The sequence below is a fragment of the Geobacter sp. DSM 9736 genome (assembly GCF_900187405.1).
Lineage (GTDB): Bacteria > Desulfobacterota > Desulfuromonadia > Geobacterales > Geobacteraceae > DSM-9736.
In genome coordinates this window covers 3259370-3275757 of record NZ_LT896716.1, presented here as the reverse complement: position 1 = coordinate 3275757, position 16388 = coordinate 3259370, and the positions used below count along the sequence as shown (strand labels likewise).

Sequence of the window (16388 nt, the reverse complement as noted above, 5' to 3'; positions counted from 1 at the left end):
TGCCGGTAGTTTAGCTGGGATGAAATGATGGAGGAGCATATGGATTTTCGGGTTTACTACGAGGATACCGACGCCGGCGGGGTAGTCTACCACGCCAATTACCTCGGCTACTTCGAGCGGGGAAGGACCGAGTTTCTGCGCGACCTGGAACTATCGGTGAAGGACCTTCACGAGGAGGGATACATATTCCCGGTGGTGAGGGTTGGGGCTCTCACTGCACCATGAACGCCCGCATATCGATACTTCTCCCGGTCCGCAATGAAGCACGCTTTCTGCCCCCGGCGCTGTCCTCCATCTTTCGTCAGACATTCAGAGATTGGGAACTCGTCGCGGTTGACGACGGCTCAACCGACGAGACGGCGGAAATACTCCATGCAGCTGCGCGAGAAGACACACGGGTGCGCCTCGTGGCAGCACCGGAGCGTGGGCTTGTTCCTGCACTCAATGCCGGTCTTGCCTTCTGCACCGCCCCTCTAGTAGCGCGCATGGATGGGGATGACATCTCCCACCCCCGCCGCCTCGAACTGCAGCATGCATTCATGGAACAGCACCCGGAGGTCGCTCTCGTTGCATGCAATTTCCGCCACTTCCCCCGGCAGAACCTGCGGATAGGCATGCTTGCCTACGAGAAGTGGCAGAACTCCCTGTCGGACCATGAAGAGGCGCTGCGCGACCTGTTCGTAGAATCCCCCTTCGTTCACCCCAGCGTGATGTTCCGGAAAGAGGCGGTACTGCAGGTTGGAGGATACCGTGATATGGGATGGGCGGAGGATTACGATCTGTGGCAGCGATTGGCCGCTGCGGGTGCCCGTTTCGAACGCCTGCCCCAAACTCTCTTTTTCTGGAGGGATCGGCATGAACGCGCCACCCGCACAATGATTGAATACTCGGCAGAGGCATTCCGTGCGTGCAAACTCCATCACCTGCAAAAAGGTTTTCTCTCCGGGGTGGATGAAGTGGTGCTGGCCGGCGCCGGAATGGAAGGCCGGCGCTGGAGAGCCGCCCTCGCTGCAGCGGGAATAGGTGTACGGTGCTGGGTCGATGTGGACCCGCGCAAGATCGGCCGGGTGCTCCATGGCTCTCCCGTTATTCCGCCAGACCAAATTCGTGCTGATTCGGGTAAAATGCTCGTCACGATAGGCACCCGTGGGGCGCGGGACGGGATAAGGGCATGGGCGGTTGCGGCAGGGCTGCGGGAAGGGTATGATTTTGTCTGTGTCACGTAGCGCCCTCATAAACGATACGAGGAGGTAATCAGTCATCGCCCCCCTTACTCGCCGCGCCTTCCTGCTGGGGGGCCTCGCAACCGCAGCCTGTCTCCCTTTGGACCGTTCGACCCTCACCTTGACCCGTCATCGGGTGCATGTTCCCAGGCTGAGCCCTCAATTTCGCGGCTTCACCATACTCCACCTGAGCGACCTCCACTGCAAGCAGTTCGGCGACGGGCAGGCCATGCTACTGGACCTCATCGCCGGCCTGTCATTCGATGTCGTGGCGCTGACAGGTGACATGGTCACTGCAGGCAACGTTCAGCTGCGACCCACGCTCGAAATCATAGAAGCGCTCAGAAACCGCCCCATCTACTTCGTCAGCGGCAACCATGAATGGGGTTCGGGGAAGCAGGAACAGATAACCCGCTCATTTGAAAAGGCAGGGGCAATGGTTCTGAGGAACGAAGGTAACCGGATCCAGCGGGGAAGAGAGCAGCTCTGGCTGGCCGGCATAGAAGATCCGGTAGGCGGAGAATGCCGGCTGGAGGATGCCCTCGCCGGAATTCCTGAAAATGACGTGCGCATACTTCTTTCACATGTACCATACATTTTTCCGGATGCGGCGCGTAATCAAGTCGATCTTGTCCTTGCCGGGCATACCCACGGAGGTCAGATCCGGCTCCCTTTCCTCGGGGCACCGTACGTTCCCCGTCAAGGATTTTTCCCCCGTTGGAGTTACGGCCTCTACAGAAGCTCCTCGACCAATATGGTCGTTACAAGCGGCCTGGGCGAGACTTCGATCCCTGTAAGGTACAATGCAAAACCGGAAGTGGTTCTTGTCACTCTGAATCAAGCAGAGGGAGACGAAGCCCGGACGGACCACATGGCGGAAATGGTCCAACCGCTCAAGAAGGGGCTGAAGAACCTGGTGAAGCAGCTGTAGTGCCTGGGTCTTACTTGAGGGATTTTTGCCTGCGTTCCTCGATGAACATGTCTATGGCAAGAAGAAAAACGCCGACGCAGATAGCGGAGTCAGCAACGTTGAAGGCCGGCCAGTGATGGCCGTACCAGTGAACGTCGAGGAAATCTATCACCTCCCCCAGCCTGACCCGGTCGATGAGGTTTCCGATGGCTCCCGAGAATATGAGGGAGAGCGAAGCTGCAGCGAATTTCTGGTCCGGACGCAGCCGCCGTATCACGACGATGATTACGATTGCCGCGATCAGCGAGATGAGGATGAAGAAGGGGAGCCGGTAGCTGAAGTTTGCAAGAAAGCTGAAGGCAGCCCCCTTGTTCCGCATGTAGGTGATGTTGAAGAAGTTTTCGATGACCGTGATCGACGTGTGCAGGTCCATGGTCCGGTCGATGTAGACCTTGGTGATCTGATCAAGAATCAGTACCGGCAGGGAAATAGCAGATAGAATAATGTATTTCGATTTCATAGCGACCAGGGACGGGGACTTGCGCCCCCTTCAGTTTATTTTACCGCAGCCAGACATTTGGGGCAGATGGTAGCGTGCTCGCTGTCCCTGCCGATCTCCTCGTCGTACCCCCAGCAGCGCTCGCACTTTGCACCGGGCGCGGCGGTTACACGGATCCTTAATCCGGGTAGCCCTTCCGCCTCGTACGCCGCCTCTCCCAACGTCTCCACCAGATCCACACGCGAGACGATGAAGATGCTCTTCAACTCCTTTGCATATCCCTGAAGGAACTCCAGCAGATCGGCAGGTGCGGAGATGGACACCGCGGCGTCCAGAGAATGGCCGATCACCTTCTGTACCCGGGCTTGCTCCAGCGCCTTGGAAACCTCTCCCCGGACCTTCATGATGCGGTCCCAGCGCTCAACGAGGGAGTCGTCACGGTGCTCCGGCCGAAGCGGCGGGAACTCGCTCAGGTGCACGCTCTCTTCTCTCCGCTTAGGCATGTACTTCCAGACCTCATCGGCGGTGAATGACAGAACCGGCGCCATTACCTTCACGATGGTTTCGAGAATGAGGTACATGGCTGTCTGCGCACTTCTCCGCTCTACGGAGTCCTTACGGCTCGTGTAGACCCGGTCCTTGAGGATGTCGAGGTAAAAAGCGCTCATCTCCACGGTGCAGAAGCCGTTCACCGCGTGGTAGAGGATGTGGAACTCGTATTCGTCGTAGGCCCGGAACACCTTCTCCTTGAGGAGCTCCAACTGGTGGAGGGCCCAGCGGTCGATCTCGGGCATCTTCTCCACGGGAACGGAGTCGTTTGCCGGGTCGAAATCGCTGATATTGCCGAGGATGTAGCGGCAGGTGTTGCGGATGCGGCGGTACGCCTCGGAAAGCCGGGTGAGGATCTCCTGGGAGATCCGGATGTCGTCGCGGTAATCCTGGGCCGCAACCCAGAGGCGCAGTATCTCGGCGCCATACTTCTTGATCACCTCCTCGGGGGCTACGACATTGCCCACAGATTTGCTCATCTTCCTTCCCTGCCCGTCGACCACGAAGCCGTGAGTGAGGACCTCCCGGTAGGGAGCTCTGCCACGGGTGCCCACGCTGGCAAGGAGAGAGGAGTGGAACCAGCCGCGGTGCTGGTCGCTACCCTCCAGATACATGTCGGCCGGTGACGAAAGCGCCGGATTCTGCTCAAGAACAGCCGCGTGGGAGACCCCCGAGTCGAACCAGACATCGAGGATATCCATCTCCTTCTCGAAAGACGTCGCGCCGCACCCGCAGGTCGTACCCTCCGGAAGCAGGCGGGATGCATCCCAGTCGTACCAGATGTCGGAGCCGTGCTCAACAAACAGGTCCGCCACGTGGTGCATCAGCTTTCCTTCAGCAAGGACCTCTCCGCACGAGGTGCAGTAAAAGGCGGTGATGGGGACACCCCAGCTCCGCTGGCGGGAGATGCACCAGTCAGGGCGGTTTTCCACCATCCCATAGATCCGCTCCTTCCCCCAGCGGGGAATCCAGCTGACCTTGTTGATCTCGTCCAGCGCACGCTTTCGAAGGTCGTTCTGCTCCATCCCGATAAACCACTGCTCGGTGGCGCGGAAGATGATCGGCTTCTTGCAGCGCCAGCAGTGGGGGTAGGAATGGCTGATCTCGCCGCTTCCGACCAGCGCCCCCACCTCTTTCAGCTTCTCGATCACCTGTGCGTTTGCCTCGAAAACGTACTGGCCGCCGAAGAACTCCACGTTCTGAAGGAAGCGCCCCCGGTTATCGACGGGATTGTAAATATCCAGGCCTTCCCGAAGGCCGATCTCGTAGTCGTCCTGGCCGTGGCCTGGCGCAGTGTGGACGCAGCCGGTGCCGGCTTCAAGCGTCACGTGCTCACCAAGGAGGATCACCGAGTCGCGGTCGTAGAAGGGATGGCGGCACTTCCTGTGATCGAGGATATCTGCAGTGAATGATGCTATGACCTTGCCCTGCACCCCCGTAGCCTTCTCGAACGGCTCCTTGAGCCCCTCTGCGACTACAAGGACATCATCCCCCGTCTCCAGCGCAACATAGGTGAATTCCGGGTGCAGGGAGATAGCCAGGTTAGCCGGAAGGGTCCAGGGGGTGGTGGTCCATATGACGAGGGAAACATTTTTCCCTGCCAGCGCCGGAACGGTGGCGGAAATATCTTCCTGGAGCGGGAACTTCACATAAACCGACGGAGATTTATGATCGGCGTACTCTACTTCCGCCTCGGCAAGGGCTGTAACACAGGAGGAACACCAGTGGACCGGCTTCTTTCCCCGGTAGAGGGAACCGTTTTCCGCGAATCGCGCAAGCTCGCGGGCGGTAATGCCCTCATATACATAATTCATGGTGAGATATGGTTCTTTCCAATCCCCGAGGACACCCAGCCGCTCGAATTCCTTCTTCTGGATCTCGACGAACTTGGCGGCATACTCCCGGCACTGCTTGCGCATCTGCAGCTTGGTCACTTCATGTTTCTTCGACCCCAGGTTCTTCTCCACCTGCAGCTCTATCGGGAGCCCGTGACAGTCCCAACCTGGCGTGTAGGGAGCACGGAAACCGGCCATCCGTTTGCTTTTGAGGATAATGTCCTTCAAAATCTTGTTTAGAGCGTGGCCGATGTGAATATGGCCATTGGCGTATGGCGGACCGTCGTGAAGGACGTACAGCGGCTTTTCTTTGCCCGACTCGGCTATTTTAGCGTAGAGCCCGGACTTCTCCCACTCGTCCAGTATTTCCAGCTCCTTCTGCGTCAGGTTCGCCTTCATTGGAAAGCCGGTCACCGGCAGATTGAGCGTATCTTTGTAATCCATCTAGGAAGCCTCCGGGGAATCTTTACCGTTTCTCTGACCGAGAAGCGCTTAAAGCTACAGGGAACCCATTGAAAAGTCAAGGCTAAAGGGGAAATTGAATTGTAATTACAGGGGCTTGATGATATAAGGTCTCGCTGGCCTTCAGAAAGCGACGCAGGTGGGACAACCAGCCGGACAGTGCCTGTTGTAATGCGCGTTTGGACAGGAGCAGAATGAAAAAACAAACGGACAGTTTCTGGGGAGGGATCGTAAAGGCGCTGGGGCTGGTATTCGGTGACATCGGCACGAGTCCCATCTATACCCTCACCGTTATATTCACCCTTACGAAACCCACTCCCGAGAATGTCTACGGCATCCTCTCCCTGGTCTTCTGGACCATGACCATCCTCGTCACCGGAGAATATGCCTGGCTCGCCATGAGCTTAGGCAGGAAGGGACAGGGGGGGGAGATCGTCCTGCGGGAGATCCTCATCAAGCTCCTCAAGCAGGGGCGTCTTCTCGCCTTCGCCGGATTCCTCTCGTTTCTCGGGGTGTCGCTCCTGCTGGGAGACGGCGTCATTACTCCCGCCATCAGTATTCTTTCCGCTGTGGAAGGTCTGCTGCTGGTTCCCGGGCTTGAGCACATCTCTCACCACATCCTGGTACTGATAGCAGCCCTCATTGCCATCACTCTCTTCTTCTTCCAGTCCCACGGGACCGACAAGGTAGCCGGGATCTTCGGCCCGGTTATGGTGATCTATTTCGGAGCCCTTCTTGTCTCGGGCCTGGCTTCGATTTCCGAAATGCCCTCCATAGTCACCGCCATAAACCCGCTCTACGCTGTCCGCTTCTTCGAGGCCAACGGGCTTTCCGGATTTTTCGTACTATCGGAGGTCATCCTCTGCTCCACCGGCGGTGAAGCACTATACGCCGACATGGGACACCTGGGTAAGCGCCCAATAATCCGCGCATGGTACTTCGTATTTACGGCGCTCATCATCAACTACCTCGGGCAGGGGGCGTACCTGCTCCAGCACCCGGAAACAAAAAACCTTCTTTTCGGGATGATCCAGGGGCAGGCGCCACTATTCTACGTCCCCTTCCTCTTCCTGACGATATGCGCGACGATTATCGCGTCGCAGGCCATCATCAGCGGCGTCTTCTCCATCGTCTATCAGGGAATCACCACACGCCTGATGCCCCTCATGCGGGTCGATTATACATCTGCACATCTCCAGTCCCAGATCTACATCGGCGCCGTCAACTGGTTCCTCATGTGTGCGGTGATCCTCGTCATGCTCATCTTCCGCAAGTCCGGGAACCTCGCGGCAGCGTACGGTATGGCGGTTACCGGGTCGATGACCATTACGGCGATCATGATGATCATCGTCTTCTCCCACACGACCAAGAAGTGGAAGGTCCCGATCGTTGCAGTCATCGCCGTGATCGATCTTCTCTACCTCCTCTCCACCTTCTCCAAGATTCCCCACGGCGCCTACTGGTCGATCATCCTCGCGGCGATCCCGTTCATAACCATCATGATCTGGACCAAAGGGCAACGCGCACTCTACCGGGCTCTTCGCCCTCTAGATATCGATACGTTCCTCGTGAGCTACGAACAGATTTTCGCCAAAGATAAGAACATCCCTGGAACGGGTCTCTTCTTCACGAGAGAGTGGAACATTGTCCCCCCCTACGTCATCCACTGCATTATCAGAAGCAACATCATCTATGAGCGGAACGTCTTCATCTCCCTCATCCGCACCGACGATCCCTTCGGCGTCAAGACCCACCTCAGGTCCGGTATCGGTCCGGGGCTCGATGCGTTCGAGATCAGGGCGGGGTACATGGAAGTGGTGGATATCGAGAAGCTGCTGAAGAATAACGGGATCCACGAAAAGGTCATCTTCTACGGCATCGAGGACATCTCGACGGTGAACCCGGTGTGGAGGGTCTTTTCCCTCATCAAGAAGCTCACCCCCAATTTCGTCCAGTTCAACAAGCTGCCGGCCAGTAAGATTCAGGGAGTAGTCACCCGCGTAGAAATGTGAGGGGCGGCTGCGATCTTCACGCCATCTCGACGCCGTCCTCGTCAGCAGCCTGGTGCGGCGTGGCGCTGCCACGCCTCCGCGGCGCCTCCTGCGGGTGCGACGATCTGACGTAAATCTCTCAGCCGAGTTGCTCGAATCGTAAAAAAAAATGGGAGCGGACTCGAACAGTCTTCTCTCTTATGCTTCGCCTTCATCAATTCCGCCACGAGATTTACATCTCGACCCTCGTCACCACCCCGTGGAGCTTGCTCGGAGGGAGCTTGTAGAACTTGACGAAATTCGGCGTCTGCCTCTTGATGAAGCTGAAAAGCCGCCAGACGACGTTGTTGGTCACGATGTCCTCGATCCCGTAGAAAATCACCTTTTCCTGAATGCCGCTCTTCTTCAGCAGCTTCTCCAGGTCGATGATTTCCTTGTACCCCGCCAGGACCTCCAGGGCGTCAAGCCCCGGCCCGAGCTGTTCCGTAAGCTTGTACTTCACGCCGAACGGCTCGTCGGTGCGCACGATGGAAACGAAAATATTGCGCTGGTAGATAATGTTGCTCGATATGATGTTGTGAACGACGTATGGGGGGACTACCTCCTTCTCCCTCGTGAAGAAGAGGGCGGTGCCGGGAATGTTGCTGCTCTTGTGGTAAATCTGGCCGTACGAGACGAGGAAGGTGTCGAGATCGAGCGGCCGCAGTGCCCGGTAAAGCGCCCGCTGCCCTCGGGTCCATATCAGGATCACGGCGAAAGGGATCGCGGCGAGGATGATCGACCAGTAGCCGCCATGGGGGATCTTGTTAAGGCATGCCGCGAGAAACACGATGTCCACCGCCGTCACGAGCACCGCAAACGGGACCTTCCACTTCCGGGTGGTGCGGCGGTAAATCATCGTGATCATGATCCCGGTAAGCGTCATGGTTCCCGTTACCGCCAGCCCGTAGGCTGCCGCCAGGTTCTCCGACCTCCTGAAGATGAGCATGATGCAGATGACCGCCACGAGAAGCATCCAGTTCACCGATCCGATGTAGATCTGCGATTTGAGGTGGCTCGAGGTGTAGTCCACCTTCAGGAGAGGCATCATTCTCGTCGTTATCCCCTGATAAACAACGGAGAACACGCCGCTGATCATGGCTTGGGAGGCTATGACGGTGGCGACTATCGTAAGGATGAGAAAGGGGATGTAGAGGGACGGCGCCATCTCCTGGACCATCCCGAACAGGAGGTTCTTCCCTCCGCCGTGGCTGACAACGTAAGCACCCTGGCCGAGGTAATTGATGACGAGCGCAAAGAAAACGAACGACCATGCCCGAATAATTGGTTTTCGCCCGAGGTGCCCCATATCGGCATACAGAGCCTCCCCGCCGGTAGCACAGAGGATCACTTCGGAGAGAACGAAAAAGGAAGAGAAGCCGTTCTCCATCATGAACCTCAGCGCGTACAGGGGACTGACCGCCTTGACGACTCCCGGATCGTGAGTTACGACGGAAACCACCCCCGATACGGCCAGCGAGAGGAACCAGAGGACCATAATCGGTCCGAATGCACCCGCCATCCGGTCAGTTCCCCGATGCTGGAATATGAAAAGGAGCACCGCAATGACTGCCGCGATCAGGATGAGGGCGCCCTGGTGGAGCGACTCCAGTCCGGGAATGAGGATCATCCCTTCCACGGCAGAAAGTATGCTTATGGCAGGGGTTATCACTCCGTCCCCCAGAAGCAACGAGACCCCGACGTAGGAGAGGAAGGTGACGAACGCCATCTTCCTTCCCGGCTTCAGGAGCCGGACGAGGATCTCCCTCAGGACTATAGTGCCCCCCTCCCCCTTTCTCCCGAGGCTCATGGCGAGCCATGCGTACTCGGCGGTGACGAGGATGGTCATCGTCCAGAAAACGAGAGAGAGAATCCCCATCACGTTGTCCGGTGTAGGTTTCGTCAGCGCAAAAATGACGGTGAGCGTATAAATCGGGCTGGTGCCGATATCGCCGAACACCAGCCCGAGAGACTTCACTATCCCCTTCCAGAACGGCTCAGTTGATGCCGGTTTCATGCCGCTACTTTTCCTCCCCAGCCAAGATGCCGAAAAGCCGCCGAAGTTTGACCGGCGGCTTTCGCTGTTACCATCTTCATGCATGATACCCTCATGCACATCAAGAAAGAGTCAAGATCGCGGGCTCTGTATCAAGAAGTTATCAAAAAATGAGACCTTTGCTGAAAATAGATCTATTTATGCTTTTTTGATGCTTTTCTCCTGGATATTGACCCTCCCTTTATGCAAATCCGCGTACAGTTGATTTGAGTTCAAGAGAGGATGCGAGCTGTATGAAAATCTACCTGTTCAACCCGGAAAGCGGGGTATATCTCGGAGAAGATTTTGCGGACGAGGCAGCGACGTACCGAGGAGCGGATTTAGTGCCTCCCGACGCGACGACGGTTGCGCCACCCTCTCTTCGAAGGGGCGAGATAGCGGTCTACGACGAGGGTGAGGAGCGCTGGAGGGTAATTCCACAGGGGGCTTTGCCAGCCTTGATGTCCGTTGACGAGATCATTCCTGAAGGTAGGGAATGACGCTACTCGGCCTTCAGCCGGTATCCCACCCCCGGCTCCGTTACGATGTAACGGGGGCGGGAAGGGTCCTTCTCGATCTTGTGGCGCAGGTTGCTGATGTTGACGCGCAGTACGTGCGGCTGCTCCAGATACGCCACGCCCCATATCTGCCTGAGAATCTGGCCGTGGGTAAGGACCTTTCCGGCATGAACAACGAGAAGCCGCAGGATGTCCCACTCGGTGGGGGTCACCTGAATTTCCTCCCCCCGCACCCGGACGATCCGGCGGGAGAGATCCACCTCCAGCTCATCGATCCGGTGAACGGGCTCCGGCGCCTGCTGCTGTGATCGCCGCAATGCCACTCGTATCCTTGCTGTCAGCTCCGCAATGCCGAAAGGTTTGGTGAGATAGTCATCCGCCCCGGCATCGAGCGCCTTCACCTTGTCATCCTCCCGCTCCCTCACCGACAACACGATGATCGGCACCTGCGACCATTCCCGTATTCTCCTTATCACCTCGACCCCATCCATGTCGGGCAGACCCAGATCGAGCAGAATTACATCCGGTCGCGTTGCAGTTGCTGCAGCAAGGGCAGTGTGCCCGTCCTGCGCCTGATGCAACAGGTACTCGCCGGTATCCAGAGCGGCACGCAGGAAGCGTTGGATAGCTACCTCGTCATCGACCACCAGGATTCGTGCGACAGATTCACTCGACATTTGTTTCTCCTCAACTAGAGCGGCAATTTCACCACGACCAGCAATCCTCCTCCATCGCGATTCTCTGCCTTGATCGTCCCACCGTGAGCTTCAACGATCCCCTTGCAGATGGAAAGCCCGAGGCCTGTTCCCCCCTTTCCTTCGGGAACCGGGACTCTGTAGAACTTTCCGAATATCCGGTCCAGATCAGCCTCCGGGACTCCTGGACCGCGGTCGGCAACGGCAAGGACGAGAGCCTGCGCCTCAACGCCGGCGGATATCTGGAGAGGTGTACCCATAGGAGAGTACTTTACCGCATTATCGAGCAGGTTGACGAGGACCTGGGTCATGAACGCCATATCCATCTTCACCAGGGGGAGCCCCGAAGAGAGCATGATCTCAACCTTTCTCCCTTCGAGTCTGCTGCCGAGAGGCGCAAGGGCGCAGCCGACGAGGTCCTCTACATCGACCAGTTCTTCCTTCAATTTGAGCTCTCCCGCCTCCAGTCGTGTCATGTCGAGGAGGTTCCCGACGAAGCGGTTGAGCCTTTCCGCCTCTTCCAGTGCTGCATCGAGCAGATCTCCCCGCGCTGCTTGGTTTGGCAGGGACACCTCCTCCTTAAGGGTGGTCAACGCACCGGTTATCGATACGAGAGGGGTTCTCAGGTCGTGGGATACGGAGTTGAGCAGCGCGCGTTCAAGTTTTTCCCTTGCTTCGAGCACCTGCGCCTGCTCCGCCTGGTGAGACAGCTCCACCCGTTCGAGAGCCATTGCCGTCTGGGTCGCAAATGCTTCGAGAAGACGCCGGATCTGAGGAGCCGCGTAGTCGGTAGCAGCAGCAAGCTTTACCCCCATCACTCCGAGCCTCCTCCCCGGAGTCTGGAGTACGAGGTAAAGTGCCTCCGACAAATTGAGCGTCTCCGTGCCGCACCCCGTCGGCTCGCCGTTCCTGAATGCCCGGTCCGCCACGGCGATCTCTCTGTCGTCGAGTTCGAATCCCGGGCTCCCTCCCACTACCCTCAAGCGCTCTCCGTCCGGAAGCAGGATAGCCGTTTTTGCCTCCAGGGATTCAGCAATGTTTCTGATGACCGCCGCCACAACCGCCTCCACGTTGGCGGCGGCGGCAAGATCGCGGCTGAGGTGGTAGAGGCTGGCTGTCTGAACTTCCCTCTCCCTGACCGCCACGGCCTGCTCCTTCACCTTGGTGACGAGCCTGCTTATTACGACTCCTACCGACAGCAGTGAAGCGAATGTGATGAGGTAGTCCTTGTCGGAGACTGCAAAGGTGAATCGCGGTGGGACGAAGAAAAAGTCGAAGGCGAGAATGCTCAGGAATGCTGTCGCCATTGCGGGTTTCAGCCCTAGCCGCACTGCCGCTAGAACGACGGCGAGGAGGTACAGCATCACAAGATTTGTGGGTTCGATGAAGCGGTGGAAAACTTCACCGGCTGCCGTCGACGCTGCCACGAGAAGGAGGCTTTTGAGGTACCCGATCCCGTTGACAACAGGTTGCCGGCGCGCGGCGGCGGCCCGGGCGGCCAGGCGTTTCTCCACGGGCTCGATGCTGACGACATACACATCGATGACTCCGCTCAAGCGTATCAGCTGATCCACCAGTGGCTGGCGCAGGAACTCCCGCCACCGGGGCTTTCTCGGCTTGCCGACGACGATCTTCGTAACGCTGTGTCTTTTTGCATAGCCGATCGCGGCGTCAGCCACTGAACTGGCTGTGACCGTGGCAACGTCGGCTCCGAGACTCTCGGCGAGCCGAAGCTCTTTCCAGACGCGCTCCCGGTTTTCCTGCTGGTGCCTTCCTCCACTCGGCGTTTCCACATACATCGTCGTCCACGGCACCTTCATTTCGACCGCGAGGCGGTGCGTTATCCTGATCAGCCTCTCGCTGAACGGGCTGCCGCTGATGCAGACCATGAGCCGCTCCACCTCCGGGCAGAGGCCGGGGATCGACCGCGACTCCTTCTGGGGTAAAGCTTCAAGACAGGGACTGTTTCCTTCGGTGCAGTTCATTTCGCCAGTTTATCCAGTTAACGGCTCAATTCAAGCACATTGTCATGTGTGTTCCGACGCCTTGCAACACACGGGTCGTGCGAACCCTCAGTTTAGCGTACCTCGCATAAAAACGGGCTCAAGATTCAGGAGAATCTGCTCAAGAAGGTATCAAGAAATGACCACTGTAAAAGAAAAAGGGAGTGGACTCGATGTCCACTCCCTTTTTTTGTTGCTGCGGCTCCGGTCGAGATTTTTTCGTCCTGGGCAGGAAGCCGAGCGAGGTGCGCGGAGGCGTGGCAGCGCCACGTCGCACAAGCACTCGCGAAGGCTGACGAACGCAGGGCGGAAAAGGCTCGGCCGGCTGGACTACATCATGCCGCCCATGCCGCCCATCCCACCCATTCCGCCAGGCATCGCCGGCATCGCAGACTCGTCTTTCGGCTTGTCAGCGATCATCGCCTCGGTAGTCAGCATGAGACCGGCGATGGATGCGGCGTTCTGGAGTGCGTAACGGGATACCTTGGTCGGGTCGATGATACCGGCAGCGATCATGTCCTCGTACTGGTCCTCGGCTGCGTTGTAGCCGAAGGCGTCGGTGCCGTTCTTTACCTTGTCGACGACGATGGAGCCGTCAACCCCGGCATTCTGGGCGATCTGGCGGATCGGCTCCTCGATGGAGCGCTTGATGAGGTCGACGCCGAACTGCTGCTCCTCGGAAAGCTTGAGCCCGTCGAGAACCTTCAGGGCACGCAGGTATGCTACGCCGCCGCCGGGGACGATCCCCTCGTCGACTGCAGCGCGGGTTGCGTGGAGAGCGTCCTCGACCCGGGCCTTCTTCTCCTTCATCTCGGTCTCGGTGGCAGCACCGACCTTGATCACGGCCACACCGCCGACAAGCTTGGCGAGCCGCTCCTGGAGCTTCTCACGGTCGTAGTCGCTGGAGGTTTCCTCGATCTGGGCGCGGATCTGCTTTACGCGGCCCTGAATGTCGGCTTCCTTGCCGGCGCCGTCGATGATGGTGGTGTTGTCCTTGTCGATGGTTACCCGCTTGGCATTGCCGAGCTGGTCGAAGGTGGTCTGCTCGAGTTTGAAGCCGAGCTCCTCGGAGATGACGGTCCCGCCGGTAAGGATGGCGATGTCTTCAAGCATTGCCTTGCGGCGGTCACCGAAGCCCGGAGCCTTCACTGCGGCAACGTTGAGGACGCCGCGGAGCTTGTTGACGACGAGAGTGGCAAGGGCCTCACCCTCGATGTCCTCGGCAATGATGAGGAGCGGACGGCCACTCTTGGCGGTCTGCTCCAGGACCGGGAGGAGGTCCTTCATGTTGCTGATCTTCTTGTCGTGGATGAGGATGTTGACGTTCTCGAGGTTGGCCTCCATCCGCTCCGGATCGGTGACGAAGTAGGGGGAAAGGTAGCCGCGGTCGAACTGCATCCCCTCCACGGTTTCGAGGGACGTATCCATCGACTTTGCTTCCTCGACGGTGATGACCCCTTCCTTGCCGACCTTCTCCATCGCCTCGGCGATGATGTCGCCGATGGTCTTGTCGTTGTTGGCGGAGATGGTGCCGACCTGTGCGATCTCCTTGTGATCCTTGATCGGCTTGGAGATATTTTTCAGCTCGCCTACGAGGGTTTCGACGGCCTGGTCGATACCGCGCTTGATTTCCATCGGGTTGTGACCGGCGGCGACGAGCTTGGAGCCCTGGCGGTAGATGGCCTGGGCGAGAACGGTGGCGGTCGTGGTGCCGTCACCGGCAACGTCGGAGGTCTTGGAAGCTACTTCCTTCACGAGTTGTGCGCCCATGTTCTCGAACTTGTCGTCGAGCTCGATTTCCTTTGCGACGGTGACGCCGTCCTTGGTGATGAGGGGTGCGCCGAACGACTTCTCGATGACGACGTTGCGCCCCTTCGGTCCGAGGGTTACCTTTACGGCGTCGGCCAGGGTGTTTACCCCTTTAAGGATGGCGTTGCGCCCTTCCTGGTCGAACTTGATAAGCTTTGCTGCCATGATCTATATCCTCCTTGGATTATTGGGTTGGGATTGGCTGAAACGGGCGGCTCTTACTTCTCCACGACGCCGAGGATGTCGTCTTCGCGCATGATAAGGAACTCTTCCCCTTCGAGCTTGATCTCAGTGCCGGCATACTTGCCGAAGAGCACCTTGTCGCCGACCTTGACATCGAGAGGGAGGACTTTTCCGTCTTCGGTGACCTTACCCTTGCCGACCGCCACTACTTCGCCCTGCTGGGGCTTCTCCTTCGCGGTCTCCGGGATGAAAATTCCGCCTGCGGTCTTGGCTTCTTCCTCAACCCTCTTCACGATGATCCGGTCCTGCATCGGTCTCAGCTTCATACCTGCTTCTCCTTTCGTTGAGTAATAACGGTTTTCAATTCAAAAAAATAATAGCACTCACTTCTGCTGAGTGCTAATCATGGGGTTAATATAAGCACATGACCGTCAAAAATCAAGTCATGTTATGGAAAAAAATTTCAGGATTCTTGAAGGGGAAGAAAAAAGGAGTGTCAGATGGGAGAAGCAAGGGAGGAAATCAGCCGGTTGGCAAGCTCGCTTGCAAGCCGTCGGGCCAAGCGCGCTCGCTCCACCTCGATGGTGGAACGGTCGTGCTCGAAGAAGCCTTCGAGGGGCACGAAAATGTCGAGCGTTTCATTCTCTCCCGGCCTGTGAACACTGATGCGGGCCTTGATGCGGAGCTCTGTCGAACAGCAGCCGGAGTTTTCTATGTAGCTCCAGAGCTCCCCTGTTATGTATGCATTCTTGGCAAGCCACTCGGAATCTAATTCCGAAAGGTCGTCCTTGATTATAGAGAAGAACTTCACGCCCGGGACGCTCTGTCGTGCGTTGAGGATGTCGACGAAATCATCGAAGACCGGCCCCGAAACCGCTTCGGGAACAAGTGTGGAGATGAAGGGAGCAACGAACATCACCTCCTGCTCGGGCAGCACGAACCCCGGGGGGGACGAGACACGGGCGGAGGGTGCACAACCGGCAATCAGCAGCAGAATCGGAAACGCCACCAGCATTCGGCGCATTGATGTAACAAGGACGCCGAATTTCACCATTTCCTCTTTGCCATCTCTTCCTGGTAAAACTTCTGGTAGAGAATCTCCCACTCTCTGCTCCCGGGGACCTTCGCCTGGGAATAGGAGGAAAGCTTCTTTCTCACCGCATCGTCCACCTCCTCGGCAACGGTGAAGTAGCCGGAGACGGAATTTTTTACCGATTGCAATGCCCGAGGTTCATCGGAGAAGTCAGCCAGGTCGTCCCGCCAGAGCCGGTCGATTATCTTATGGGCTATGTGTGAGATTCGATCTTCAGAAACGCGCATAGGATACTCCTAAAGTACTATCTTTCTGTCTTTCGCAAGTTTCTCCTTGATCATCTTCAGCATCTTGTGCCGGTCTATACCGGCAGCGCCCCCCATCGACCGGAGCGTCTGTTCGAGAAGGAGTTCCGCATCTTTTTCAAGGGCCTCCTCTCCTTTGATGTCGGCGGCGATCGCCTCGCGGATCCCTGCGAGAACGGCACCACGTTCCTTCTTCAGGCTGATGAGTTTTGCCGACGTGAGATCCGCAAGGACCTTCTCCGCAAGACGGTTGATCTGATCTTCCTTCAGCCGCATGGCCTCTCCCGTGGAACGAGATT

12 protein-coding genes and 2 pseudogenes are annotated in these 16388 nt (G+C 57.7%); 5 read left to right on the top strand and 9 right to left on the bottom strand.

Annotated elements, in window-relative coordinates:
• Positions 1 to 39 precede the first annotated feature (39 nt).
• The 3 genes and pseudogenes from CFB04_RS18465 to CFB04_RS14735 form a co-directional block, all read left to right on the top strand.
• A pseudogene (locus CFB04_RS18465) lies at positions 40 to 204 on the top strand (thioesterase family protein); the annotation flags it as partial.
• Positions 205 to 221: 17 nt separating this feature from the next.
• On the top strand, positions 222 to 1226 hold the full coding sequence (locus CFB04_RS14740; RefSeq protein WP_088536093.1) for a glycosyltransferase: 1005 nt from the start codon (positions 222 to 224) through the stop codon (positions 1224 to 1226).
• Between the two features lie 97 nt (positions 1227 to 1323).
• Positions 1324 to 2154 carry a metallophosphoesterase gene (locus CFB04_RS14735; protein WP_157698808.1) on the top strand — a complete coding sequence of 277 codons (831 nt, stop codon included), beginning with the start codon at positions 1324 to 1326 and terminating at the stop codon, positions 2152 to 2154.
• Between the two features lie 10 nt (positions 2155 to 2164).
• Here the strand turns inward: CFB04_RS14735 and lspA are convergent, their stop codons facing one another.
• Positions 2165 to 2653 (bottom strand): signal peptidase II, encoded by a 489-nt coding sequence (lspA, locus tag CFB04_RS14730; protein ID WP_088536091.1) that lies wholly within the window; start codon positions 2651 to 2653, stop codon positions 2165 to 2167.
• 35 nt (positions 2654 to 2688) lie between these two features.
• Positions 2689 to 5460: an isoleucine--tRNA ligase gene (gene ileS, locus CFB04_RS14725; RefSeq protein ID WP_088536090.1), complete on the bottom strand. Its 2772-nt coding sequence runs from the start codon at positions 5458 to 5460 to the stop codon at positions 2689 to 2691.
• A 212-nt stretch (positions 5461 to 5672) separates the two neighbouring features.
• Between ileS and CFB04_RS14720 the strand changes: the two genes are divergently transcribed.
• Positions 5673 to 7490, top strand: coding sequence for a KUP/HAK/KT family potassium transporter (locus CFB04_RS14720; RefSeq protein WP_088536089.1), 1818 nt, complete (start codon positions 5673 to 5675; stop codon positions 7488 to 7490).
• Positions 7491 to 7701: 211 nt separating this feature from the next.
• Here CFB04_RS14720 and CFB04_RS14715 read toward each other — a convergent pair whose 3' ends face one another.
• On the bottom strand, positions 7702 to 9525 hold the full coding sequence (locus tag CFB04_RS14715) for a KUP/HAK/KT family potassium transporter (RefSeq protein ID WP_088536088.1): 1824 nt from the start codon (positions 9523 to 9525) through the stop codon (positions 7702 to 7704).
• Positions 9526 to 9797: 272 nt separating this feature from the next.
• Between CFB04_RS14715 and CFB04_RS14710 the strand changes: the two genes are divergently transcribed.
• Positions 9798 to 10043: a hypothetical protein gene (locus tag CFB04_RS14710; protein WP_088536087.1), complete on the top strand. Its 246-nt coding sequence runs from the start codon at positions 9798 to 9800 to the stop codon at positions 10041 to 10043.
• Between the two features lie 2 nt (positions 10044 to 10045).
• Here CFB04_RS14710 and CFB04_RS14705 read toward each other — a convergent pair whose 3' ends face one another.
• The 6 genes and pseudogenes from CFB04_RS14705 to CFB04_RS18350 form a co-directional block, all read right to left on the bottom strand.
• On the bottom strand, positions 10046 to 10738 hold the full coding sequence (locus tag CFB04_RS14705) for a response regulator (protein ID WP_088536086.1): 693 nt from the start codon (positions 10736 to 10738) through the stop codon (positions 10046 to 10048).
• A gap of 14 nt (positions 10739 to 10752) precedes the next feature.
• On the bottom strand, positions 10753 to 12741 hold the full coding sequence (locus tag CFB04_RS14700) for a DUF4118 domain-containing protein (protein ID WP_088536085.1): 1989 nt from the start codon (positions 12739 to 12741) through the stop codon (positions 10753 to 10755).
• A 348-nt stretch (positions 12742 to 13089) separates the two neighbouring features.
• Positions 13090 to 14733, bottom strand: a complete 1644-nt coding sequence (groL, locus tag CFB04_RS14695; RefSeq protein ID WP_088536084.1) for a chaperonin GroEL — start codon at positions 14731 to 14733, stop codon at positions 13090 to 13092.
• Between the two features lie 53 nt (positions 14734 to 14786).
• Positions 14787 to 15077: a co-chaperone GroES gene (gene groES, locus CFB04_RS14690; RefSeq protein WP_088536083.1), complete on the bottom strand. Its 291-nt coding sequence runs from the start codon at positions 15075 to 15077 to the stop codon at positions 14787 to 14789.
• A 170-nt stretch (positions 15078 to 15247) separates the two neighbouring features.
• Complete coding sequence (locus tag CFB04_RS14685) at positions 15248 to 15805, bottom strand: hypothetical protein (RefSeq protein ID WP_088536082.1); 558 nt, start codon at positions 15803 to 15805, stop codon at positions 15248 to 15250.
• Positions 15799 to 16365, bottom strand: a pseudogene (locus CFB04_RS18350) (DUF507 family protein). Before CFB04_RS18350 ends, CFB04_RS14685 begins: the two are co-directional and overlap by 7 nt.
• Positions 16366 to 16388 lie beyond the last annotated feature (23 nt).

Excerpts from the sequence above, each read along its gene's own strand:
- groL (WP_088536084.1), bottom strand. The coding sequence starts at position 14,733 with ATGGCAGCAAAGCTTATCAAGTTCGACCAGGAAGGGCGCAACGCCATC.
- CFB04_RS14720 (WP_088536089.1), top strand. The coding sequence starts at position 5,673 with ATGAAAAAACAAACGGACAGTTTCTGGGGAGGGATCGTAAAGGCGCTG.
- CFB04_RS14700 (WP_088536085.1), bottom strand. The coding sequence starts at position 12,741 with ATGAACTGCACCGAAGGAAACAGTCCCTGTCTTGAAGCTTTACCCCAG.
- groES (WP_088536083.1), bottom strand. The coding sequence starts at position 15,077 with ATGAAGCTGAGACCGATGCAGGACCGGATCATCGTGAAGAGGGTTGAG.
- CFB04_RS14740 (WP_088536093.1), top strand. The coding sequence starts at position 222 with ATGAACGCCCGCATATCGATACTTCTCCCGGTCCGCAATGAAGCACGC.
- CFB04_RS14715 (WP_088536088.1), bottom strand. The coding sequence starts at position 9,525 with ATGAAACCGGCATCAACTGAGCCGTTCTGGAAGGGGATAGTGAAGTCT.
- ileS (WP_088536090.1), bottom strand. The coding sequence starts at position 5,460 with ATGGATTACAAAGATACGCTCAATCTGCCGGTGACCGGCTTTCCAATG.
- CFB04_RS14705 (WP_088536086.1), bottom strand. The coding sequence starts at position 10,738 with ATGTCGAGTGAATCTGTCGCACGAATCCTGGTGGTCGATGACGAGGTA.
- lspA (WP_088536091.1), bottom strand. The coding sequence starts at position 2,653 with ATGAAATCGAAATACATTATTCTATCTGCTATTTCCCTGCCGGTACTG.
- CFB04_RS14710 (WP_088536087.1), top strand. The coding sequence starts at position 9,798 with ATGAAAATCTACCTGTTCAACCCGGAAAGCGGGGTATATCTCGGAGAA.
- CFB04_RS14685 (WP_088536082.1), bottom strand. The coding sequence starts at position 15,805 with ATGGTGAAATTCGGCGTCCTTGTTACATCAATGCGCCGAATGCTGGTG.